Here is a 23,371-nt window from a genome sequence, read left to right as displayed (position 1 = left end):
ATTACAGGCATCTACCATTTATCTTCTTCATTAATGTTATTATTCTTTTGCATGTTTTTTCGGAAAGCTATTTTTTCTGCCTGCCGGCGAATAATAAATTGGGTAATAACATCAGCAGCATGCTCAGGTAAATTCTCGTTGAGTGCTTTTTTTAATTGTGCTTCGTTTACATCTATTCTATACAACAATTGAATCAGTGCATGAAAATCGGTTTCTATTAAATATTCAATGGCATTTCGCAGTTGTGTGTATTGCGGGCTTTGGGGCACAATTGCTGCATCCGTTTTTTGTAAAAAGTTTTGAATAATATCTAAAGGCAATTCCTGCATAATATTATATAGGCAAAGTACATTAATATTTTTCAATGATGCCTAAACCAAAAAGAGCAAAATCGTATTTTACGGGATCATTCTTGTCTAATAGGCGTAAAAAATTCGTTAATTCAATGGCTGCTAACCAATCGGCAGGTTTTCGTTTTATCATACCTAAACGTTTGGCAACACGTGCAACATGCAGGTCTAATGGGCAAATAAGTTGTGCCGGGCTAATATTTTTCCAAATGCCAAAATCAACGCCGGTTTTATCATTTCGTACCATCCATCTTAAATACATATTTAAACGTTTACAGGCTGATTTATTTTCCGGTGCTGCAATGTGTTTTCGGGTTCGTAATGGGGCATCTTCCAATGAAAAAAAGTAATGATGAAAGCCATTTAGCATAGCTTCTATGGTGTTACCCCATTGGCAGAAGGCAGTTTCTAAACTGTTGTGTTGTAAATAATGGTGCTGCAAAAAATGAATAGTGTATAATAAGTCGGTTGTATTAAATGTACGATACTGAAACTGCATTAATTTTTTTAAATCGGAAATTTGGTGATGCTTAATAAAATCATAAGGGGCATTATCCATCAAATGCATTAAGGTGTTTGATTTTTGGATGATTGCAGTTCGATTACCCCATGAAAATAATGCCGCAAACAGTCCTGCAATTTCTATGTCTTGTTGCAATGAGAAGCGATGTGGCACCGAAATAGGATCGCCCGAAATAAAATGTGGTGTGTTGTATAATAATACCTTGCTGTCTAAAAAATCTTTTAAAGCTAAATTTGACTTTTTCAACATAATTCTGGTATTATTTTATCTATTTCCTAACTTCTTAATACAGATGCTTACAATGCAGCTTAACTTTATGGCACAAACCTATGTTAAACGCCAAAGTTCACCAAGTGTTTATTGCGCGAATATTGTACATATATGCTTTTATTCTAAAATATAGATACATGAAAAAAACAGTTATTTTGTTCGGCCTGCTTGCAACTGCAGGATTTATTCGGGCACAACAGCCATTGTATAAAAATGCGAAAGCCCCTATTGAGGCGCGTATTAACGATTTGTTGAAGCGAATGACCCCTGAAGAAAAAGCCGGTCAGTTAAACCAATTGAATGGTGGTATTTTTACCGGTCCCGCAGCCAATGATCCCGGCCAGCAAGCCAAAATTGCCATGACTCGCCAAGGGAAAGTGGGTTCATTTTTAAATGTAACCGGTGCTGAAGAAACCAGGGCAATGCAAAAAGTTGCGGTTGAAGAAAGTCGTTTAGGTATTCCGCTTTTATTTGCTTTTGATGTAATTCATGGTTATAAAACAATTTTTCCTATTCCTTTAGCAGAAGCCTGTAGTTGGGATGTTGCTCAAATTGAAAAAGATGCTTCCATTGCTGCAAAAGAAGCTGCCGCAGCGGGTTTACATTGGGTATTTTCACCCATGTGCGATATTAGTAATGACCCCCGTTGGGGCCGTGTAATGGAAGGTGCAGGCGAAGATCCTTATTATGGTAGTGTGGTTGCAGCAGCCAGAGTAAAAGGTTTGCAAGGTAATTTAAACGATGCAGCGCATGTAATGGCTTGTGTAAAACATTTTGCAGCTTATGGTGCAGTGCAAGGGGGAAGAGAATATAATACAGTAGATGTTTCAAGAGTGGCTTTATGGAATAAATATCTTCCGCCTTATTATGCCGGTGTAAAGGCCGGTGCCGCCACTGTTATGAATGCGTTTAATATTGTAGATGGCGTTCCCGCCAGTGGTAATAAATATTTGGTGCATGATATTTTAGAAAAAAAATGGGGCTTTAAAGGTTTTGTAGTGAGCGACTGGAATTCATTTGATGAAATGATTACACATGGTTATGCGGCCAATAGGAAAGATGCTGCTTATAAAGCATTAGCAGCAGGCAGTATGATGGACATGGAATCGAAAGTGGTTGTGGATTATTTACCGCAATTATTGAAAGAAGGGAAGATTACCATGCAACAGGTTGATGATGATGTGCGCAGGGTACTCTATTATAAATTTAAACTGGGTTTGTTTGATGATCCCTACAAATTTTCAGATGTAGCTCGTGAAAAAGCTACAGAATTCACCGCAGCACATAGAATGGAAGCACGAAAAGCTGCAGACGCTTCCATCGTATTGTTAAAAAATGAAGATAACGTATTACCCATTGACGCAAAAAGTAATACAGCTATTGCTTTAATAGGTTATTATGCCAAAAGCAAAGCTGATATGTTTGACTTTTGGATTGCGAATGGAAAAGCTGAAGATGCTGTAAGTGTGTTGGAGGGCATGAAAGAAAAATTTGCCAATAGTAACATAACATACAGCGATGGATATTTACCGGATGGCAGTTCGAATGAAGCATTAATTGACAATGCTGTGGCTACTGCAAAAAATGCCAATGTGGTAATTGTTAATGTTGGCCTTACCGGCAAGTTAGCGGGTGAAGATCGTTCATTGGCTAATCCTGCTATTAGTGAAGGTCAAGTAGCTTTACTAAAAGCTTTGCATGCAACCGGAAAGCCTATTGTTGCATTAGTTTCAGCCGGAAGGCCTTTGGTATTAACTGCTATTCAGCCTTATGTTAATGCCATTGTTTATACTTGGATTTTAGGTACAGAAACCGGCCATGCAGTTGCCGATGTTTTGAGTGGTGATTACAACCCTTCCGGAAAAACAGTTATGAGTTTTCCTTATGCGGTTGGCCAAATTCCTGTTTACTATGATCATTTTAATACCGGCAGACCTTTACCCGATTCAGGCGACTTAAACTGGAAAAGCCGCTACCGCGATATTCCCAATGAACCATTATATCCATTTGGTTTTGGTTTAAGCTATACCACTTTTCATTATGGCAACTTGCAGCTTAGTTCAGCCAGTATGAAAAAAGGCTCACCTTTACAAGTAAAAGTTGAATTAACCAATACCGGCAGTAAAGCAGGTTATGAAGTAGCACAATTGTACATTCGTCAAATGACTGCATCTATCGTTCAGCCGGTAAAAGCCTTAAAAGCTTTTCAGCGTGTATACTTACAACCTGGCGAGAAAAAAGTATTGAGCTTTACCATTACCGATAATGATTTAGCTTTTTATGACGGAGAAGGTAATGTGCATATTGAACCCGGTGCTTTTAAAGTGTTTGTCGGGGGCAACTCACGTGATGTGTTAGAAAAAGATTTTACACTTCAATAGTTACAATCAATAATATTTTGAGAAGGGGCACTATTTACTAACGGTGCCCCTTTTTTGTTGCTGCGATTTTATTAATGCACCGATGGCAATACCTATCCATATAATATTAACCATTACGGATGGAAAGGCATGGTGGTAAGATGAATTGATAATAAAGCAAAGGCCGCCAATTAAATTGCTCCAAATATAAAGTGGTGCTTTGGCTGAAAGCTTTCCACTCATATTTAAATAATAGGAACCCAGTAATAGTAAAGCACCTATCCAACCAATTATTTCTACTAAAATTTGCATATTATTTTTCTTGATTTAATAAGGTTATCCTATTGCCTTGTTAAGATCATCAATTAAATCTTTTTCATCTTCTATACCCACGCTTAAACGAATTAAAGAATCGGTTAATCCGTTTTTCAAACGTTCTTCTCTTGGAATGGAAGCATGCGTCATAGAAGCAGGATGATTGATTAAACTTTCAACACCACCTAAACTTTCGGCTAATGAAAATAAGTGGGTTGAAGAAAGTACCCTCTTGGCGTTTTCTACGCTATCATCTTTCAATGTAAAACTCATCATGCCACCATAGCCGCGCATTTGCTTTTGAGCAACTGCATAACCGGGATGGTCTTCAAATCCGCACCAATATACATGGGCAACTTTGGGGTGATTACGTAAAAAATGTGCAACGGTAGCGCCGTTTTCACAATGGCGTTCCATGCGCACATGTAACGTTTTAATGCCACGTAATACCAAAAAGCAATCCATGGGGCCGGGAACTGCTCCACAAGACTTTTGTATAAAATACAATTGATCACGTAATGCATCATCATTCATTACCAAACAACCTTGTATAACATCGCTATGACCGCTTAAATATTTAGTGGCAGAATGCATAACAATATCTGCACCTAACAACAATGGATTTTGTAAAAAAGGCGAAGCGAAGGTGTTATCTACACACAACAACACATTTGCTTTTTTGGCAATGGCTGCAATGGCTGCAATATCTGTAATATTCATTAATGGATTGGTAGGTGTTTCAATCCAAATAAGTTTCGTTTTTGGTGAAATGGCGTTTTGCACATTTTGTGGAAGTGTTGTGTCCGTGAATTTAAAGTGTATGCCAAATTTTTCATACACTTTAGTAAATAAACGATAAGTGCCTCCATACATATCATTTGCTGCAATTACTTCATCACCGGGTTGTAACAATTTTAATACAGCATCGGTAGCAGCTACACCACTGCTGAAAGCCAATGCATATTTACCTTGCTCAATGGCGGCTAACGCACTTTCTAATGCAAAACGGGTAGGGTTTTGGCTACGTGCATATTCATAACCTTTGTGTACACCGGGTGCTTGTTGAACGAAGGTAGAGGTTTGATAAATCGGTGTCATTATTGCACCGGTTGAAGGATCGGGTTCTGCTCCCGCATGTATCATTAAAGTTGCTAATTCCATAAAAATGCATTTGTTGTTGAAAAATAGATGCTAAATAATTAGCTATTCAACAAAGATGCAAAAGTTTAAGGAATGCCTTACCAAAAATCAATAAAAAAGCCTTAACGATAGGTCGCTAAGGCAATAGCAAAATTTTTTTAAAATTATTGCTTAAGGTACAATACTAATGGGCATCGTGGCTTTTACATCGTCCCATTCTACAATTAAATTAGCATTGCCTCCTTTGGCATCTTCAAAATAAATAGTAAAGTTTTCAATGGGGCTGGTTAGTTTTTCAACCGGTATAGTGGTGCGCAAAACATCCTTTTTGATATCATAGGTATAATTGCCCCAGGTATAATTGTCTTTATTTAAAATTAAGGTCCATTTATCCGCTTCAGGTATGCAATACAGGGTATACCTTCCTTTTGGTACCACCTTTCCGCCTATTTTTACATTTTTAAAAAACTCCACCTCAGTAGCCTCATTAGCACCTAAGCGCCACATTTCACCATATTTTACAATGCCATTAAAAATAGTACGATTATTTTTTTGTGGACGACTATAGATAATTCTGGCAATCGGTAAATCTTTTACTTTACCATTCATTTTAAGCAGCGGGTAATTGTCGGGCCAATAGCTCATGTCCATTGGACTTTTATCTAATTCTGTAGGTTTTTGTTGTGCCATAATTGGCAGCGATAATAATAAACAGGTACATACAACAAGTAGCTTGTTCATACTTATTTGTTTTTGATATGTGGTTGAATAATGCCTTATTAACGCAGATATGCAGGGTTGGTTCAAATTAATTTTGAAGTAATTATGGCATATTGCCAATAAAGCCTTACAAATATAAATTGAATTAAGTTTCCTGTAAAAGAATGGCCATTTGTTTGGAAGCAAATTGAATAACATCCGGAAAGAAGAGCCGATAAGCATCTTCGAAAAAATAATAATTTTCTTCAACCACCGGTAATAGTGTAATATCTGCTGATAAATATTGAGCCCTATGAATCATTCCTTCAAAAGTTCTGGCAATACCCTGCGAATAGCGGTATTGCAATAGCCAGTTTTGGGTTTGCATATGCTGAAAGGCTATGTTAAATTTTTCCGGAAAATAAGGTTGATATAATTGTAAGGTATCATATACCGAAAAACTAAATTGCTGTAATGCTTCTTCGGCAGGAAAGATTTGTTTATCGTTGGCTAAAAAGTAATCATATACCACATCTAAAAATGCGCCGGCATATAATCCCACTTTGGGCTTAAGTAATTGTTTGGCTGCAATAGTGGCCGGATGTTCATCGGTATATTGATCTATCAGCCTATGCAATACAATCCCTTTTTGTATAAGGGGTGGAAATTTATTTTTATTGTTACCCTTCACAAAATCGCTCATCATATTGCCGGCCAATATGTCGTTATGGCCAAATGATAAATATGCATGTGCCAAAAAATTCATTCTAATAAAGATACAGTATTTGGCTTTGCGAAATATATATATTGAAAATGTTAGATGTTATGATTTGGATGATTGTAGTTTTTCCGGATTTTGTTCAAACCACTCGGTATCCAAATTTTTCTTTTTCACTTCATTAATGGCTGTTTTTTGCCACTGAATGGCCTCTTTATAGTTACCTAATTTATATAAAATTCTGGCTTGTGTATTGGCATTGTCGGCATTTAAATTCGCTCGTATTGATTTTGAATTCCATTCTAATGCCTTGTTAAGGTAGGTAACCTCATTTGTCATTTCATACAACTGTTTAGCACCTTTATGTAATTCACCGGCAATGCGTGTTCCGTTGGGTGAAATAATGGTAGTTCGTTTTATGAAATAATTTCCATTTTCAGTTGGATTTTGGATATTCATTTTTTTTAATTGTTTCATGAATGCATCATTATTATGTGCTGCATAAATTGAATCCGCTGTATGAATGGAATCAATTAGTGTTGTAGGGAAATATCTATCATAATAGCGCAATGCTTTTTGGATGAATTGTGTAGTATCGCCAATGCCATAGTAATATTGAAGCAAAGCGGCATCAAATTGCTGATTCCCCTCATCCTTGTTGTTATAAGTATTCGCAATAAACTGTGCTGCTTCTATGGCATAAACAAAATTGGTATCGGCAATTGCCCTGTTCAACGACTTTGTTAAAATTCTGCTATTAATGGTCATTCTTAATGACAATGGTAGTTGGTACCAGCTTTCACTAAACAATCGAGTATCTTTTCTTAAGTATTTAAATAATGTTGATGATACAGTAGGTGCCGCTTTGGCTAAGGTTTGTATGAATGTGGTAGAATGAATAGAATCAGCAGGAATAGTTTCAGCAATCCTATTCAATAAGGAATTACCCGGCTCTATATTATAATCTAATAAAGTTTTTAATAAGTTATATGCGTTATAAAAATCTTTATTGTTTAAGTTATAAGCTTGTAGTTGTTGTTGCAATAATGAGCCACCATGCATCTCTTTATTCTTAATGCTATAACTAAAGTTGGTGTAATAGTTAGGGTAATTTCTCGCATTGGCATCAACTGCTAAAATATTCCCTTTTGTATCTGTTATAATCATTCCAAAAAATGTTTCCGGGAAGTAGTAAACACTGGTATCCGGCTGAATTTCGGAAGGTATGGTAGCCGTTGTATAAAAAACGTATTCGTTTTTCAAAATATATTGAATGCTCTCATCGCTATTTAAAGCGGTTTTTGCTAATGCATTACATAATTGGCAGTTGTTGGATTGAACATACATCCAAATATTTTTATTTTCATTGCCGGCTTTTGTTAAAATTGTTTTAAACGTATTGCTTTGTTGGTTATAGGCTAATGATGAGCAAAAACTTAAAAGAATCAATAAAAATATTGTTTGAACACGCATAGAAGCAGGATTTTTTTTCAATATAATATTTATTTTGATATTCAAAAAAATAATTGTTTGAATGTGATTTTAAATCAAAAGCATAAATTAATGTTGAATTAATACAGCGGAATTGTCAAAATCGGATATTCGCATTGCTCTAAATAATATTTTCAATTTTATATGCCTGAAACAGCTGTTATTATTGGTGCCGGTCCGGCAGGTTTAACTGCTGCCTATGAATTGGTTACCAAAACCAACATTCAGCCTATTATTTTAGAACAATCGGCCGATATGGGTGGTATCTCAAAAACAGTTGTATATAAAGGCAATAGAATAGATATTGGTGGCCATCGGTTTTTTTCCAAGTCAGATGTTGTAATGCAATGGTGGCAGCAAATTTTACCCCTTCAAGGTGTGGGGGCAAATGAAGTTATTCCCAATGAAATTACTTATCACCGAAAAAAAACAACGGTTGCTCTTTCGCCCAACGGTCCCAACCCTGATCACACAGACAGGGTAATGTTAATTAGAAAAAGGGTTTCTAGAATTTTTTATCTAAGAAAATTTTTCGATTATCCCATTTCTCTTAGCTTTCATACGCTTCAAAATTTAGGTGTTGTTCGGGTAATTAAAATTGGTATTAGTTATGTTGCTATTCGATTGTTCCCTCTAAAAAAAGTAACAACGTTAGAGGAATTTTTTATCAATCGTTTTGGGCGTGAATTGTATAAAACTTTTTTTAAAGATTATACTGAAAAAGTTTGGGGTATGCCTTGCAATGCTATTGCTGCCGATTGGGGAGCGCAACGCATAAAAGAATTATCCGTTTCTAAAGCAATAATGCATGCCATTAAATCAGTATTTAAAAAGTCAAATTCTATTCAACAAAAAGAAGTAGTTACTTCCTTAATTGAACAATTTATGTACCCTAAGTTGGGGCCGGGACAAATGTGGGAAACTGTTGCATCAATTATTCGCGAAAAAGGTGGAATCATTATTACAAATGCCAAAGTAAATTCCGTAAATGTTCAAAATAATGCTATTCAATCGGTTTCATACATCAACACCTTGAATGGTAATACCCATTCAGTATCCGGTAATTATTTTTTTTCAACCATGCCGGTAAAGGAACTGATTGCAGCAATGGGTAATATAGTTCCCATTAATATTCAAAATATTAGTAACGGGTTGCAGTATCGCGATTTTATAACTGTGGGCTTACTCTTAAATAAATTATCAATCGCAAATACTTCAAACAGCACATTACACAATAATCTCGTTCCCGATAATTGGATTTATATTCAGGAGCGTGATGTGAAAATCGGAAGGTTGCAAATATTCAACAACTGGTCGCCTTATCTTGTTGCCGACCCAAGCAAGGTTTGGATAGGCTTAGAGTATTTTTGTAATGAAGGTGATGCTTTATGGCAAATGGATGATAAAACTTTTATTCAATTTGCTATTGATGAACTTCATAGTATTGGTATTATTGATAAGCAGGATGTAATTGATAGTACACTTATTCGAATGCCCAAAACTTATCCTGCTTATTTCGGCACTTATCATCAATTTAACGTCATTCGTCAGTTCACCGATAGCTTTGCCAATTTATTTTTAATTGGCCGCAATGGTATGCATAAATACAATAATCAAGATCATTCTATGTTAACAGCCATTGCAGCTGTTAATAATATTATACACGGCATTACTTCTAAGGAAAATATTTGGGCAGTTAATACGGAAGAAGATTATCATGAAAAATAAAACGCGTTTTTACATGATATTTCTTTTCAATGTTAACTTTTTCATAAGTGTATACTCATAAAGGATGATAACTGCTGGTTTTTAAAATTTTATTTTCCATTCATCCAACTTGTTATCATTTTATTTACACTTTCATCACACATTCGTGATGCTAGTTATTCAAAAAAATATTTTCTATAATACTTGTCTGTATTGCATTTCATCTAATCTTTTTAAAAAAATTAGAAAATGTTTTTCTACCGTTCATACAAAACGAATAAACATTTCTGTAACCAATCACAAACAACTTCGTTTCATTTAAAAGGTAAAATAGTTTTGCCTTGTGAGAAAAACATTTTAAAACCTTCAATTTATTTACAATGAAAAAAATTTTATTTCTGGCGTTAATTACAGTTTCTATTGCAGCTACTGCCGCCACCGATCCTGCTTCTGATGTAAGCTTTACTGTATTAAACAACTTTACAGCAAAATTTTTAAAAGCTGAAAATGTTGATTGGAAAGTTACGCCTCAATTCATTAGGGCCAGTTTCACTTTAAATGGAAAAGAAATGAATGCCTTCTACGACAGTTATGGTGATTTAACTGCTGTAACTTCTAAAATGGATTACAGCAAATTACCAGAACGTGCTATTAAGGCTATTAGTTTAAAGTATCCTTTTCCTCCTTATCAACTAATAGATTGTATAGAGTACAGGAGTGCTGAAAATGAAGTTTCATACTATGTATCCTTATTAACTGAGCAGGAAACTATTGTATTGCAAATTTCACCTGCAGGTAATGTGAGTGAATTTAAACGTATGAGTAATTAATACAGAAAACGAAAGAATATTCAGTCAACAGTATTTATGAAATATTGCTTGACTGAATATTTTTAAATTGTTGCATGGTTATAAAATCGCCATGTTTTTGAAGCGTTCTGATAAGCGCATGCAATTTATCTTCTAATTTTTTACCTGCTTGCCTTTTGGTATAAGCAGGAATGGGATAGCTTGAAATATCTGTAAACTCCCACGGATGTAAGTATAAACTTACGTACCCATCTTTGCGTAGTGTTTGCAAAGTAAATTGGGTAAATAACCATAGTGGCATATTTTTAAATGCCAACCAAAACAAAGGAATACGAAAGTGTGGTGTTACCGATGCAGGTATTCGCACAATACATTCTTCCTCATAAAGCGTACGAGGTAAATGTCGGTTATTGTATCTGCCGGGTATCCAGGTAGGGTTGATGGATGCATCATATTCGTATCCTGCTGCTTTTACTGCTTGAATATTCACTTGTTGCATTCTGGGCATACGTAAACCGGTAACTCGTTGCTTACTTATGGCTTCAAGGGTGTTTTTTGAATTGAGCAAATCGGCTTCTTCAAATTGGCTATGATAATAGGTGTGCGATGCTATTTCGTGCTTTTGTGCCAATGTGCTAATTTGTGCTTTATGGTGAATGGCATAGTTGGCAGTAGTAAATAACGTGCAAGCTATATTGTGTTGTTGTAAAACATTTTGCATAATAGTGGTGCCACTATTACCCACCTGCATTTGTTCTTCCATACTCATGTTATGCCCATATTCTAATGGCAAATCAAACTCTTCTACATCAAAACTGAGTAATATGTAATTCCCTTTTCTCATTCTTTAGATAAATGGGTATTTAGTTTTTGTTCTGAAATCTTCAAAAATTGTTGTCGCCAAATTTGCACAATCAGTATTATCCAAACAATAACATTCGGCAAAGCTTTTATGGCATAAGGCCTTGCAATACTTTCACGAAACCAAGGTGTTAATAAATCCGAATAAGAAAAACTGGTAATTACAAAAGCAAACACAAAAAAAATAGTAGTACTTAATTGTTTAGGTTGTAGCCAGTACCATAAACAAACCGCCGGAAATGCAATAATGTAAGTGGGCGATTCGGAGCCGGTACTAAATATAACCGTAAATAATAGTACTGAACATAAAAGATACAATGCAAATCGTAAGTTGCTAAAATTTTTAAATTGCAAATATTGCGATACGAATAATAATACCGCCGGAATTAATACCCATACGTCTTTTAAGTAATTAATTTTAAAAATCCTTCTCAATATTCCCATCGCAGAAATATCCTGATAATCATTTTGAATGTCTAAACGAATATTTTTAGCCGATTTAGCTGATAATGCGTAAAACCAATCCATATAGCTTTGAGCAATAAACTTAAAGGGCGCAATTAAAGCAGGTGCAATAAAAAATAAAATTGACCAAATTATCGTCCATTTTATAAAATGAATTTTTCGCCTGCTAAAAAAGAAAAAGGCAAACCCTACAACGCCATATAGTTTAATAAAAGTGGCTACTAATATGAAAAAAAGACCCCATTTATCTTTGCCTTCCCATATGTAACAAAACCCTAAAATAATACAAGCTGCAATAAACGCATTGCTTTGTACCCATGAGGAAGCATTCATCATTTCAACAGATGCAAATACCAAAATAAAATTTTGTCCCTCTTTTTGTATGGGTAATTTTCTTATAGCCCAATACAACATAGCTGTATTAAATAATACCCATGCAATGGCTCCTATGTCTTTAGGTAATACTGCAAATGGCGCTATTACAATACTAAAAAATGGTCCATATAAATTTACATCACCATAGGTTTGCGGATATTCTAAATATAAATTGGCTTGTTGAAGTGTATGGAAAAATACATATCGAAAAATTTGGAAGTTATTAAACCTGTCGTGACCAATAATTTGTATAATTATAGTAGCTAATGATAATCCAAACCAAATAATAATGGCTACTCTGTTGCTTTTAAGTTGGTTATATAATTGATATACGAATGGTTGCTGTGGTTTTTGCAAGGTGCTTTCCATTGCTACTGAATATTTGTTTCATCAATAATATATTTAGGCCTTTGTTTACTTTGCATAAATAATTTGCCCAAATAAATACCCATAATACCTAAAATCATTAATTGCAATCCTCCAAAAAAAACAATGGTAACAATGGTTGATGCCCAACCTGAAATAGCTTTACCATACAATAAGCTGTATAATACATAAGGTAAGTAACAAACGGAAAGTGCCGAAAAACTGAAACCTAAATAAATGGCAATATTTAGCGGCTTTACACTAAATGAAGTAAGTCCTTGTAAGGCTAAACGTACTAATGCTTTATGGTCGTATTTTGTTTCGCCGGTAGCTCGGGCATGCGGTTTATAAGGAATGCCGGTTTGTTGAAAGCCTACCCATTTTACTAAACCTCTGAAAAAAGGTCGGTCTTCATGCAAATTATTTAAAATAGCCACTACTTTTTTATCAAGCAATCGGTAATCGGCAATACCATCTTCCAATTCAACATCCGATAAATGATTGATGAGCCTATAAAAAAATGTAGAGGAAAGTTGATTCATTTTTGCCGCATGCTCATTCTTGTCTTCTCTGTACGTGTACACAACGGCATTGCCTTGCTGCCATAAATCAATTAGCTTTGGAATTAATTCAGGCGGATGTTGCATGTCAGCATCCATTGTTATTACCGCATCGCCTTTGGCAAAATCAAATCCCGCCAACAAGGCATTGTCTTTCCCAAAGTTTCTTGAAAATGAAATGTATTTAATGTGTTTATTTTCGGAAGCTACTGTTTTTAAAGCTTGTAAACTATTATCGGTACTGCCATCGTTTACAAATAGTATTTCATAGTCATAGGGTATGGCATTAAAAAGGCTAGCAATGCTATTGCTAATAATGGGAATATTCCATTCCTCATTAAAAACAGGGATTACAACGCTTATCAGCATATTCATGTAGGGTAAAGGCAACCAAATGTATAAGTTTTTATAACACCTTACAAAACAAGCTAAATATTAACCGTTAAAACCGTTCAAAAAATTTATTTTTGCCCCCTTAAAATAGCAAAGTATGCAAAAAGGTCCTGTTTCTCAATTTATACAGCATCATTACCGTCACTTTAATGCTGCCGCTTTAATGGATGCTGCAAAAGCTTATGAAGCCCACATGCTGGAAGGGGGCAAAATGATGATTACACTGGCCGGAGCCATGAGTACAGCTGAATTAGGTATTTCATTGGCCGAAATGATTCGGCAGGATAAAGTGCAAATTATTAGCTGCACCGGTGCTAATTTGGAGGAAGATATCATGAACCTGGTGGCACACAGTCATTACAAACGTGTACCAAATTACCGCGATTTAAGTCCACAAGAAGAGTGGGATTTACTTGAAAACCATTACAACCGTGTTACCGACACTTGCATTCCTGAAGAAGAAGCATTTCGTCGTTTGCAACAACATATTTTCAAAATTTGGAAAGATGCCGATAATAAAGGCGAGCGCTATTTCCCGCACGAGTATATGTATAAAATGTTGCTCAGCGGGGTGTTAGAGCAGTACTATGAAATTGATCCCAAAAACAGTTGGATGTTGGCTGCTGCACAAAAAAATATTCCTATTGTAGTACCCGGTTGGGAAGATAGCACCATGGGCAACATTTTTGCCAGCTATGTGATTAAAGGCGAGCTAAAAGCTTCAACCATGAAATCCGGAATTGAATACATGGTAGAATTAAGCCAATGGTACCGCGAAAACAGTAGCGGCAAGGGGGTAGGGTTCTTCCAAATTGGCGGTGGTATAGCCGGCGATTTCCCCATTTGCGTTGTACCCATGATGTACCAAGATTTAGAGTGGCACGATGTTCCATTCTGGAGTTACTTCTGCCAAATCAGCGATTCAACAACTTCATACGGATCTTATTCCGGAGCCGTTCCCAACGAAAAAATTACATGGGGAAAATTAGATATACATACGCCCAAGTTTATTGTTGAAAGTGATGCTACCATTGTAGCGCCATTAATGTTTGCATGGATATTGGGCTGGTAATTTTTTAGGTAGTCGGCAATATTGCTACTATTACACTTTCGTTGCGTCGCACACTTGTACTGCAACAATACTATTCAACAAAGGCCGGGCACTATTTAAAGTTACCGGCCTTTGTAATATCCAAGCAATTGGAATATTATATAAAATGTAACAAGAAAATGTATGCTTTCGTATCTGTTTAAACTATTAACTTCAAGAAATAAGTGCAATTTTTTATTATAGCTTTTTGCACTTTTCCAAATTACATATATCATTTAACATAAAGCTATTAATCATCTTCAATATAATTTACTTTTCTTTAATAATGCATCAATGTTGTTTTTAAATGCATCATTATTGGGCGATGGCAAATGTTCATTAACTATATTCCCATCTGCATCTACTAAAATTAAGCGAGGAATAGCAGTGATATCAAAATAGTTAGCCATGGCAGATTTAAAATTATTGATAAGTAAATAAGATTGCTGTTGATTAATACCTAATTCATTTTGTTTTTTTAACCAATCACTTTTATTGTTATCAAATGAAATATAAATGATATCAATATTGTCATTATATTCTTTCATTTTTGCTTCCAGTATCGGTATTTCCTTAATACATGGGCTACACCAAGATGCCCAACAATTAATGATGATTGGTTTTTTATTTAAACATTTTTGAATATTGAAAAATTGCATAGTAGCCGATAAAAGTAAAGCACTAAAGGCATCGTTTTTAGTTATTTTATTTTTTTCTCTATGCCTTTCCACCAGTGAATCAAGGATATGAATTTGTGAGGCCGTAGGATAGTTGAACTTAAAATTGTTACATAAACTATCAAAACAAGCGAAATGTTTTTTTTCATTATTCATGATGTATCTCGACAATAAAATGGCACCAGTATTTGAATTGGGGAATGCATTTTTTATGGCCAAATAAGTTGCTTGAAAAGTATTTTCAGGATTGGTAGTTTGTTGCAAATATTTAACCAAATACTTTTCAACATAATCTAAATAAGCATCAGCGTATAAGGGCGTTTTAAATAAATAGCGATAATTAAAATCAATGTTTTTTAGTGTACGGGCATACTTTTCAGGTAAAATGTCATTACCCTGTAATGGTATTAACAAATTTATTATATAAGCTGCATAACATTCTGCGTTTACAAGTTCGGCTATACTTTTCGGAATGTTATATTTTGAGGTATATTGATGAATTATCTTTAATCTTGATGAATAAATTTTGCTTACAGAATCGTAATAATCATTTAACGAATATTTGTCAGGTTCAAATTTTATAAAATATTTATAAACATATCCTGTGTAATAGGTAAGCGTGTCAAGTATAGTATATAAATACTTGTTTTTTCCCTGATAGATATAATCATAGGCCCAATATGCATAAAATTTATTATTTATTTTAATGCTATCATCTCTTACGCCTCTTCTATGTATTTGAATATTGACTTGATCATTCGGTATAAGAATTGTTTCTTTTCCGAACAAATCAGCAAAAAAACCTATAGAAGTATCTTTTATTTGGTATTCTACTGTTGTTTTAGATCTATTATTTGTTATATCATACGCCTTTATTGTGTCTAAATAATATGGATTCGCAAACAGCGTTCCTTGTGTATTAATGGGTGCATATATTTTAAAATAAAAACTATCCGGATGTACTTTTTCTGAATCTATGAAATGGATAGTCACCTGCGAAAAAGCATTTATTTTTAAAATTATCAATATAAGTGTAACAAAAAATTTTTTCACTTGTTTTGTTTTGATTAATTAATGTCGTTAATTAATGTATAATAGATGTGTTTCCGTTTTATTATACCTAATTTGTCGATCCGCATACAACATCATCACAACAATTAGATGCTGCGCAAATTTGATCTGCAACTGTTTGACAATCACTTGTGGAACCATTACAATGAACAAAGTTGCTTCAACCACCACACCCATTGTCGCTGTTAATGAAAAGGTACATCCGGCGTTTATTTATGTGCCTGCTTTAATTTTTTAACTTCATTCTTGCTCATTACTGCTGTAAATTGGAAAGTTTAAGTATTTTTTTGTATTATTAAAATGTTTTAAGTGATTGATTTTTTGAAAGGATCTTAGAGCGTTCATTTGCATTGACTTTTACGGTTTGCTGCTTGTATAGCCCAGAATTTGATTTAGTAATATTTTCTTTTAAGGAACTTTATGAAAAGAAGATTCATGTTTATTTATTTTTTTCAGCTAAAAAATTATTTAAAACTTCAGGTGTTATATCTTTTCGGATAATAACATAATTACTATCTAAAAGAAAGTTTCTAGGGTAAGTATCAATGGCTAACTTGTAGGCCTGCTCGCCGTTTTTATCTAATAATTGTTTCCATGGTAGTTGTTGTTCATCAATTATCTTTTGCCAGTTTACTATATTTTGATTGTCATCAATAGATATCCCAATCATATCAAAATTAACATTTTTGAATTGCTGATATATTTGTTTGAATTGTGAAAACTGCCCAATACAAGGGTTACAATGGCTGAACCAAAAATCAATCAGTATATACTTGTTCGATTGTCGGTGAGTAAAAAGTTTTGTAGGATGATTAGACCTGTCTAATAATGTTAAATTTGGAAAAACACGATGCAGGCTTAATCTAGAGGCAGCTTTTAATTTTTTAGCTAAACTGGTACCCGTATAGCTCATTTTAACCGCATCAGACAAATAAGCAAATGCTGTATCTAAATGGGGATTGTAATTGAAAGAAAGCATTCTTGCCAATTGCCACAATGCCATGTAAGAATCGGGATTTTTTTTAGTATATTGTTGTATGGTCTCTACTGTATAATGATGTTGCTTAAATTGGCGCAATTCCTGCATTGTTTTATTATTTATGTCAGGAATTTCACGGAGGGAATCAACATGGCATGTGATGGTTTGTGTCCCGGCATCAATATAAAACTGGTCTGAAATATACTCTTTTGCTCCTATGAATAAAAGACGAAATGCTAATGGGTATGATAAAGTGCCACTAAATGAAAACTGACCATTTTGAATTTTTTCTATCGTTGAAGAATGGATAGGGGGATAATTGGAACTATCACCGGTTAATATCAATCGAATAGTGCCAGTATCACAATTAATGTAGCCATTTAAGGTAAAATGTTTATCAATTGTTTGTGCTTGTATAAAGCCAATACTGATGTATGCTAAACAAAGAATTATTTTTTTCACATTGAATTTAAAATAATTACATGATAGAATCTATTAATCTCATTGTTTTATTAATAACTTTGAATAGTTGATTCAATTAGTAATTTTTATCACAAACATTACTTCCATTTGTATCACATTTACAGTAAGGTGCATTACAATTGGTATTACATGTTGCAGGGCAGCTATTATTATCTAATTCAACATTACTGCCAGCTTTGATTTGTTTCATTTCATCTTTAGTTAAAGGTTTCATTTGTTTCAATTTTAAAAGTTAAATACTCCCCATTTTTACCGGTAGGAAAGTTTCACCGTTTGAATGGCCATTCATGTATTTTTCAATTATTTTCCGGAAAATAATTGAAAAAATACAATACAATAATATATTATTTTTTTTGAATTGGAAATGGGGAAATCCCTACAATTTTAAGTTTCGTTATTAATCTATAATTTGGATGTTTATTATGTGAACATATTTACAATCTTATGTAAATTGATGCTTATTAAGTTTCAATTTTATTCATTATATCAATTCAAATTGTTGATTGGTTAAAGTCACTGCTCGAATATTGCTTCCAATTTTTGTTTTAAATCGGTGACAAAATCCTGCTTTGATTGATAAAATCCACCATACCAACCAATAATTTGTAAATGATTGTTAATCAAAATCAATGAAGGAATACTTTGCACACCATACATGTCAGTAATTCGCTTTTCTACAGGCGATATTATTGGATTGCCTTCATTTTCTATAATACATGGCCAAGTTATTTCATTATCATGTATATCCTTTGTCCATTCCTTTTCGTTTTCCTGATTAGATATGCTAATTATTAAAAGTTTATCTGAATATTTTTTCTGTATTTGCTTTATTATAGGTAGTAATTGTTTGCATGGTAAGCACCAAGATGCACTAAACTCTAATAAAATATATTTCCCCATTAAATTATATAAATTGATAGTATCCCCTTTATTATCTTTTGCTATAAATTGCTTAGCGTTGGTCATATTGGTATTAGAAGCAATCATTATTTTTTCATGAATTTTTTTGCCCAAATATGAATTTTTGATAGCAGTGCTTAGGTTATCATATAGATTAGTTATTTCATTTATAGAGACCCATTCGGTTCTAAGATAATTTAATATTACTGCAGAAAACTGATCATTGGGATATTCTTTAATGAATGTTTTATCGATGCTAATTCCATGTTGAATTGTTGTGTTTTCAATTGTTGTTAAGTTATGAATTTGTTTATTTAAATGATCTAATACTTCATTAGCATCCTTTTTCTCATTAGCATCCTTCATTTTTTTTCTATAAGCAAATAAACTATCAGATATAGAATTTAATGTTTCATTAATAGGCTTTTTTAACTGTATATATTTTCTATAAAGACTGTCATTTCTTGAGCCGCTTACTTGAATATTGTTAAATTGATGATTGATAAGTGAAACATGAATTTCAGTGTTTTCTAAATAAAAATTTCCAACATTTAATGGCTCAATTTTTTCATGAAAACCGAAAGTGGTTAAGTTGGCTAAAGTAGGTTCTTCTACATATCCTTTGAATTGAAAATTTCCATCTCTAATCTTGCAACTGTCTAAAATACCTTTACCATTTGGTATTGGTATATAATTTAGATAAACCCACCCGGTATCTTTTCCTTGTATGTACCCGGATACAATAAAATTATTTTTCTTTTGGCCTACGCTACTACTTGCAATTGTAATTATAACTAATATTATAAACCATTTCATTTTTATTATATTAGATGGGTTAATTCATAAATAGCGGAAATGATGTATCATTTACACAACGCATTGATAATAAGAATAACCACATCCGGAACAGGCACTATAAACACATTTTCCTATCGTTCCGTATAAAGTGCAACTTTCTCCAGGTCCTTTTCCTGGGCCACAGTCGCTATTATCGCAATTGCAACCATCTCCATTCAATAAAGTTTGTACGTCACCCGCTTTAATTTGTTTCATTTCATTTTTTGAGAGTTTACCTCTGAGATCTGTGAGACTCAAATTTTTCATAATTTTAAAATTTTTGAAGTTAACAATATATCTGTAAGTTCTTCAGACAACTTTTGCGCAATAGGTAACTTAAAAATATAAACAATTTTTGAATAGTATGTATAGGGTAAGCCCTACAATTTTAATTTCTATTGATAATTTTTAAAAAATTTTCATAAAAACGTTGTAATAAGCGTTTTTCAGCTGTTATGATAGAAGCTTGTGCAGTTAAACCTTCTCTGTATTGTAAAGCTTTATTAAAATTCGTTTTTAAGCCATTTACTAAATTTACTTTCGCCATATAGCCACTATCGGTTGGAATGGCTGAAATAAAAGAGATTCTACCCTCTATATAGCCAAATTCCTGATAGGGATAAGCATTTAACTTCAATAAAACTTTTTGCCGGGTTTTTACTTTCCCAAAATTTGTTTGAGGAACATTAATGATGACATAATACTTACTATTATTTGGGTTAATATAACAAATAACTTGTCCGGCTTGAATTTGTTGATTTTCTTCAGTCAATGATGCAAAAGATAAGATACCATTTTCAGAAGCAACTAAAATATATTTCTTTATCCAATCATCAACTTGGCTTTTAAGCGTATTTAATGTTTGTAGGTATAAAATTTTTTGTTGCTGAATTGTATTGCTTAATTCTGCTAACTCTTTTTGTTTATCAATTTTTAAAGACTCATTTGAAACAATTGCTGCACTTATTTGTGGTATGGTTAACTGCTTATTAATCAACTTACTGGCTTCAGTGCGATAATCAAAATCAGAAATTACTTTTTCTTTTTTCAGGGATTCATTTGCATGAAATGTTTTTTCAGAAAGCTGTAAATCTTGTTCCATTAATTTTTTTTGGTCTAATAAGATATTATGTAAACGTTTTATATTAATCAGGTCTTTTTCCAACATTTCATATTTTTTTGTATAAAACCCATTAGGTAAATATGCTTTAAAACTCAAATTGGCTTGCATAAAATTTTGATAGCTGCTTTGTAATTCACCAAGATTTTCAATGTTATTTTTAAATGATTGAACTGCTTTAGTAAATTGATTTGAAGAAATTGCTGAAAGTGCATTGTCAATTTGTTTTTTAACATACAAAACTTCCTCATGATTCCCTATAGCTTCAATATAAGCAATCATATCTCCCTGTTTAAAATAGTCCCCCTCTTTTTTTAATAATTTAATCAATTTCCCATTGCTTACACTAACTATTGGTTTAGGTGTATTGATTGAAGTGAGCTTTGCAGATGTTGTTATAATATCTGGATATTTTATAAACCAACAAATAATAAAAAATATGATCAATATGAAAAGAAATAAAAGTGTTCCCCATCTAACTAAAAATGATGGTTTTTCTGATATAATTTCATCGATTAATGAATTATTTTCTTCAATAGCCCAAAGCTTATTGTTGTAAGCTTCAATTTTGTTTCCGTTATTTTGGAAAGAATTTGATTGATTATTTTCCAAGTTCTAACTGATTTTTTACAAGTTCAAAATAGTAGCCTTTCAAAGCTGATAATGCTTCGTGATTCCCTTCTTCAACAATTTCACCTTTATTTAATACGATAATTTTATCTGCATTTTTAACTGTGCTTAGCCTATGTGCAACAATGATTACAGTTTTGTTTTTAAAAAATCTTTGCAGGTTTTCTAAAATTTCTTTTTCGTTATTGGCATCTAAGGCATTAGTCGCTTCATCAAAAAAAATAATTTTTGGATCTTTATATATAACCCGGGCTATAGCAATTCTTTGTCTTTGTCCTCCACTAATATTAGTACCTTCTGCCCCTAATTTCGTATAAAATCCTAATGGAAGAGATTCTATAAAAGAGAGAATATTGGCCGATTTACAGGCTTGCGTTAATTGATTGAATTGTATATTTTCATCGGTGATAGTTATGTTTTTTCTGATAGTATCATTAAATAAAAAATTTTCTTGCATTACTGCACCACAATTCCTCCTCCACAATTTAGCACTAATATTTTTAAAATTCATATCCCCCAGATATATATCCCCATTATAATTCTCATAAAATTTAAGTAATAATTTTATTAAGGTGGTTTTTCCGCTGCCACTCATTCCCACAATAGCTGTAATTTTTCCTTTTGGAATGGTTAATGTAATATTTTTTAGTACAGGTTCATTTCCGGTACCAGGATATGTAAAAGATAGATTTTTTATAATTATATCATGGTTTTCAGGTAAGTAATAATTATAATCTTTGTATATTGGTTCTTCATCTTCCAATTGATGGATATCATTCAATCTTTCTAGTGAAATTTTGGCATCCTGAGCCTGTTGTGTAAATCCTATTAATTGTTCAACAGGACTGTTTAGCTGGCCAAGAATATATTGTATTGCCAACATAGCACCCAATGTTAAATTGCCTTCAATAACTAATTTTGCAACTAAAAATGTTATAATGATGTTTTTACCCTGATTAATTAAAAATGCACCTATTTGCTGTGTTTGGTTTAGCGATAGTGATTTAAAATTAATTTTAAATAAACCGGCTTGTAAACCTTCCCATGCCCATCTAAAATTATGTTCTGCATTGTTAAGTTTTATTTCCTGCATACCATATACCAATTGCATAGTTGCATTGTTTTCTTTAGCTGCAATGGCAAACCTTTTGTAATCTAATGATCTTCTGATTTTTAAGAAAAGCTTGATCCATAGCAAATACAATACACTACTCAAACCAAACACCACAAATACACTTGTATTGTATGTGAGTAAAACAATTGAAAATATAAATAAATTAATAATACTAAAAAGCGTATTTAATGCAGTTCCTGTTAAAAAGCTTTCAATTCTATGATGGTCATTAATTCTTTGTAAAATATCGCCCGGATGTTTGCTGTCAAAAAATGACATTGGTAATTTCAATAATTTAGCCCAATAGGCAGAAAGTAAAATTACATTTATATTTGTACTAATGTGTAATAAAATTTTATTTCTAATAAATTCAACAATTGTTTGTGAAAAGAGCAACATAAGTTGTGCACCTAAAACAATTTGAATAAAATTAAGATTTCTTGTATTGATGCCAGTATCTACAATGCTTTGGGTTAAGTATGGGAATATCAGTTGTATCAGACTTCCCATGAATAATCCAATGAATAACTGAATTAAGGATGCTTGATGTTTTTTTGTATATTGTAAAAGTGTAAACCAACTAATTATTTTCTCATTTGATTTTTCATTTTCATTTTCTGATATATTATCCCATTGCGCTGTAGGTGTTAAAATGAGTGCAATTCCTCTTTCATTTCCTGCTTCATTTGTTGACAACCAGGCATTTAAAAACTCTTGTTTTTTTAAACTAATAATACCTTTAGCCGGGTCGGCAATATATATTTTGTTTTTTTTGGGTTTTGGTATTAACACTACAAAATGGACCTGCTCCCAATACAGTATTGCCGGTAAAGTAATCTCTTCCATTATTTGTTGAAAGCTTAATTTTGCACCAACGGCTCTGAATCCGATAGATTCTGCTGCCTCTGCTAAGCCCAATAAAGAAACGCCCTCTTTGCCATATTGTGTTTTCTTTCTAAAGTAATCTAAGCTGATGTTTTTTCCGTAATATTTTGCAATCATTCTAAGGCAGGTAGGCCCACAATCCATAGCATCTAATTGTTTGTAAAATGGAAAACTTTTTTTCAT

20 protein-coding genes are annotated in these 23,371 nt (G+C 33.2%); 4 read left to right on the top strand and 16 right to left on the bottom strand.

Features of this window, described 5'->3' with window-relative positions:
• Nucleotides 1-11 precede the first annotated feature (11 nt).
• Both LX80_RS13835 and LX80_RS13830 read right to left on the bottom strand, forming a co-directional pair.
• On the bottom strand, nucleotides 12-329 hold the full coding sequence (locus LX80_RS13835) for a hypothetical protein (RefSeq protein ID WP_146250542.1): 318 nt from the start codon (nucleotides 327-329) through the stop codon (nucleotides 12-14).
• A 22-nt stretch (nucleotides 330-351) separates the two neighbouring features.
• Nucleotides 352-1,122: a TIGR02757 family protein gene (locus tag LX80_RS13830; RefSeq protein ID WP_211307782.1), complete on the bottom strand. Its 771-nt coding sequence runs from the start codon at nucleotides 1,120-1,122 to the stop codon at nucleotides 352-354.
• 158 nt (nucleotides 1,123-1,280) lie between these two features.
• Here LX80_RS13830 and bglX point away from each other — a divergent pair, with 158 nt between their 5' ends.
• A complete protein-coding gene (gene bglX / locus LX80_RS13825; protein ID WP_111297243.1) occupies nucleotides 1,281-3,524 on the top strand; it encodes a beta-glucosidase BglX in 2,244 nt (747 codons plus the stop codon).
• A gap of 30 nt (nucleotides 3,525-3,554) precedes the next feature.
• Here bglX and LX80_RS13820 read toward each other — a convergent pair whose 3' ends face one another.
• From LX80_RS13820 to LX80_RS13800, 5 genes are all read right to left on the bottom strand, one after another.
• Nucleotides 3,555-3,815 carry a CBU_0592 family membrane protein gene (locus tag LX80_RS13820; protein ID WP_111297242.1) on the bottom strand — a complete coding sequence of 87 codons (261 nt, stop codon included), beginning with the start codon at nucleotides 3,813-3,815 and terminating at the stop codon, nucleotides 3,555-3,557.
• Between the two features lie 24 nt (nucleotides 3,816-3,839).
• Nucleotides 3,840-4,979, bottom strand: coding sequence for a cystathionine gamma-synthase (locus tag LX80_RS13815; protein ID WP_111297241.1), 1,140 nt, complete (start codon nucleotides 4,977-4,979; stop codon nucleotides 3,840-3,842).
• Between the two features lie 150 nt (nucleotides 4,980-5,129).
• Nucleotides 5,130-5,699: a DUF2911 domain-containing protein gene (locus LX80_RS13810; protein WP_111297274.1), complete on the bottom strand. Its 570-nt coding sequence runs from the start codon at nucleotides 5,697-5,699 to the stop codon at nucleotides 5,130-5,132.
• Between the two features lie 124 nt (nucleotides 5,700-5,823).
• Entirely contained in the window at nucleotides 5,824-6,423 is a 600-nt protein-coding gene (locus tag LX80_RS13805) for an acyl carrier protein phosphodiesterase (protein WP_245898069.1), read from the bottom strand.
• 57 nt (nucleotides 6,424-6,480) lie between these two features.
• Nucleotides 6,481-7,848 carry a hypothetical protein gene (locus tag LX80_RS13800; protein WP_146250540.1) on the bottom strand — a complete coding sequence of 456 codons (1,368 nt, stop codon included), beginning with the start codon at nucleotides 7,846-7,848 and terminating at the stop codon, nucleotides 6,481-6,483.
• A gap of 162 nt (nucleotides 7,849-8,010) precedes the next feature.
• Between LX80_RS13800 and LX80_RS13795 the strand changes: the two genes are divergently transcribed.
• Together LX80_RS13795 and LX80_RS13790 are read left to right on the top strand one after the other, a co-directional pair.
• Nucleotides 8,011-9,594, top strand: a complete 1,584-nt coding sequence (locus tag LX80_RS13795; protein WP_111297238.1) for an NAD(P)/FAD-dependent oxidoreductase — start codon at nucleotides 8,011-8,013, stop codon at nucleotides 9,592-9,594.
• A 359-nt stretch (nucleotides 9,595-9,953) separates the two neighbouring features.
• Nucleotides 9,954-10,403 carry a hypothetical protein gene (locus tag LX80_RS13790; RefSeq protein ID WP_111297237.1) on the top strand — a complete coding sequence of 150 codons (450 nt, stop codon included), beginning with the start codon at nucleotides 9,954-9,956 and terminating at the stop codon, nucleotides 10,401-10,403.
• A gap of 34 nt (nucleotides 10,404-10,437) precedes the next feature.
• Here the strand turns inward: LX80_RS13790 and LX80_RS13785 are convergent, their stop codons facing one another.
• From LX80_RS13785 to LX80_RS13775, 3 genes are read right to left on the bottom strand one after another with little or no spacing between them, the layout of a single operon-like run.
• Nucleotides 10,438-11,226, bottom strand: a complete 789-nt coding sequence (locus LX80_RS13785) for a polysaccharide deacetylase family protein (protein WP_111297236.1) — start codon at nucleotides 11,224-11,226, stop codon at nucleotides 10,438-10,440.
• Nucleotides 11,223-12,452: a glycosyltransferase family 87 protein gene (locus tag LX80_RS13780; protein WP_111297235.1), complete on the bottom strand. Its 1,230-nt coding sequence runs from the start codon at nucleotides 12,450-12,452 to the stop codon at nucleotides 11,223-11,225. The genes LX80_RS13785 and LX80_RS13780 overlap by 4 nt, the downstream gene beginning before the upstream one ends.
• Before the next feature lie 2 nt (nucleotides 12,453-12,454).
• On the bottom strand, nucleotides 12,455-13,378 hold the full coding sequence (locus tag LX80_RS13775) for a glycosyltransferase family 2 protein (protein WP_245898068.1): 924 nt from the start codon (nucleotides 13,376-13,378) through the stop codon (nucleotides 12,455-12,457).
• Nucleotides 13,379-13,499: 121 nt separating this feature from the next.
• Between LX80_RS13775 and LX80_RS13770 the strand changes: the two genes are divergently transcribed.
• Nucleotides 13,500-14,474, top strand: a complete 975-nt coding sequence (locus LX80_RS13770; protein ID WP_111297234.1) for a deoxyhypusine synthase family protein — start codon at nucleotides 13,500-13,502, stop codon at nucleotides 14,472-14,474.
• Nucleotides 14,475-14,752: 278 nt separating this feature from the next.
• Here LX80_RS13770 and LX80_RS13765 read toward each other — a convergent pair whose 3' ends face one another.
• The 6 genes from LX80_RS13765 to LX80_RS13740 form a co-directional block, all read right to left on the bottom strand.
• Nucleotides 14,753-16,222, bottom strand: coding sequence for a TlpA family protein disulfide reductase (locus tag LX80_RS13765; protein ID WP_146250538.1), 1,470 nt, complete (start codon nucleotides 16,220-16,222; stop codon nucleotides 14,753-14,755).
• 457 nt (nucleotides 16,223-16,679) lie between these two features.
• Nucleotides 16,680-17,681 carry a TlpA disulfide reductase family protein gene (locus LX80_RS13760; RefSeq protein WP_111297232.1) on the bottom strand — a complete coding sequence of 334 codons (1,002 nt, stop codon included), beginning with the start codon at nucleotides 17,679-17,681 and terminating at the stop codon, nucleotides 16,680-16,682.
• Between the two features lie 76 nt (nucleotides 17,682-17,757).
• The gene (locus LX80_RS14545) at nucleotides 17,758-17,916 is read right to left on the bottom strand and encodes a hypothetical protein (RefSeq protein ID WP_170120474.1); all 159 of its coding nucleotides are present in this window, start codon (nucleotides 17,914-17,916) and stop codon (nucleotides 17,758-17,760) included.
• A gap of 299 nt (nucleotides 17,917-18,215) precedes the next feature.
• Nucleotides 18,216-19,418 (bottom strand): TlpA disulfide reductase family protein, encoded by a 1,203-nt coding sequence (locus LX80_RS13755; RefSeq protein ID WP_111297231.1) that lies wholly within the window; start codon nucleotides 19,416-19,418, stop codon nucleotides 18,216-18,218.
• 409 nt (nucleotides 19,419-19,827) lie between these two features.
• The gene (locus LX80_RS13745) at nucleotides 19,828-21,171 is read right to left on the bottom strand and encodes an HlyD family secretion protein (RefSeq protein ID WP_111297229.1); all 1,344 of its coding nucleotides are present in this window, start codon (nucleotides 21,169-21,171) and stop codon (nucleotides 19,828-19,830) included.
• Complete coding sequence (locus LX80_RS13740) at nucleotides 21,161-23,371, bottom strand: peptidase domain-containing ABC transporter (protein WP_111297228.1); 2,211 nt, start codon at nucleotides 23,369-23,371, stop codon at nucleotides 21,161-21,163. Before LX80_RS13740 ends, LX80_RS13745 begins: the two co-directional genes overlap by 11 nt.

The organism is Hydrotalea sandarakina (genome assembly GCF_003254115.1).
In the GTDB taxonomy this organism is placed as follows: domain Bacteria; phylum Bacteroidota; class Bacteroidia; order Chitinophagales; family Chitinophagaceae; genus Hydrotalea; species Hydrotalea sandarakina.
Note: the sequence above shows the minus strand (reverse complement) of the source record. Positions and strands in the feature narration are given on the sequence as shown.

Coding starts and splice junctions, on each gene's coding strand:
- LX80_RS13835 (WP_146250542.1), bottom strand. CDS start 329: ATGCAGGAATTGCCTTTAGATATTATTCAAAACTTTTTACAAAAAACG.
- LX80_RS13830 (WP_211307782.1), bottom strand. CDS start 1,122: ATGTTGAAAAAGTCAAATTTAGCTTTAAAAGATTTTTTAGACAGCAAG.
- bglX (WP_111297243.1), top strand. CDS start 1,281: ATGAAAAAAACAGTTATTTTGTTCGGCCTGCTTGCAACTGCAGGATTT.
- LX80_RS13820 (WP_111297242.1), bottom strand. CDS start 3,815: ATGCAAATTTTAGTAGAAATAATTGGTTGGATAGGTGCTTTACTATTA.
- LX80_RS13815 (WP_111297241.1), bottom strand. CDS start 4,979: ATGGAATTAGCAACTTTAATGATACATGCGGGAGCAGAACCCGATCCT.
- LX80_RS13810 (WP_111297274.1), bottom strand. CDS start 5,699: ATGAACAAGCTACTTGTTGTATGTACCTGTTTATTATTATCGCTGCCA.
- LX80_RS13805 (WP_245898069.1), bottom strand. CDS start 6,423: ATGAATTTTTTGGCACATGCATATTTATCATTTGGCCATAACGACATA.
- LX80_RS13800 (WP_146250540.1), bottom strand. CDS start 7,848: ATGCGTGTTCAAACAATATTTTTATTGATTCTTTTAAGTTTTTGCTCA.
- LX80_RS13795 (WP_111297238.1), top strand. CDS start 8,011: ATGCCTGAAACAGCTGTTATTATTGGTGCCGGTCCGGCAGGTTTAACT.
- LX80_RS13790 (WP_111297237.1), top strand. CDS start 9,954: ATGAAAAAAATTTTATTTCTGGCGTTAATTACAGTTTCTATTGCAGCT.
- LX80_RS13785 (WP_111297236.1), bottom strand. CDS start 11,226: ATGAGAAAAGGGAATTACATATTACTCAGTTTTGATGTAGAAGAGTTT.
- LX80_RS13780 (WP_111297235.1), bottom strand. CDS start 12,452: ATGGAAAGCACCTTGCAAAAACCACAGCAACCATTCGTATATCAATTA.
- LX80_RS13775 (WP_245898068.1), bottom strand. CDS start 13,378: ATGCTGATAAGCGTTGTAATCCCTGTTTTTAATGAGGAATGGAATATT.
- LX80_RS13770 (WP_111297234.1), top strand. CDS start 13,500: ATGCAAAAAGGTCCTGTTTCTCAATTTATACAGCATCATTACCGTCAC.
- LX80_RS14545 (WP_170120474.1), bottom strand. CDS start 17,916: ATGAAACCTTTAACTAAAGATGAAATGAAACAAATCAAAGCTGGCAGT.
- LX80_RS13755 (WP_111297231.1), bottom strand. CDS start 19,418: ATGAAATGGTTTATAATATTAGTTATAATTACAATTGCAAGTAGTAGC.
- LX80_RS13740 (WP_111297228.1), bottom strand. CDS start 23,371: ATGAAAAAAAGTTTTCCATTTTACAAACAATTAGATGCTATGGATTGT.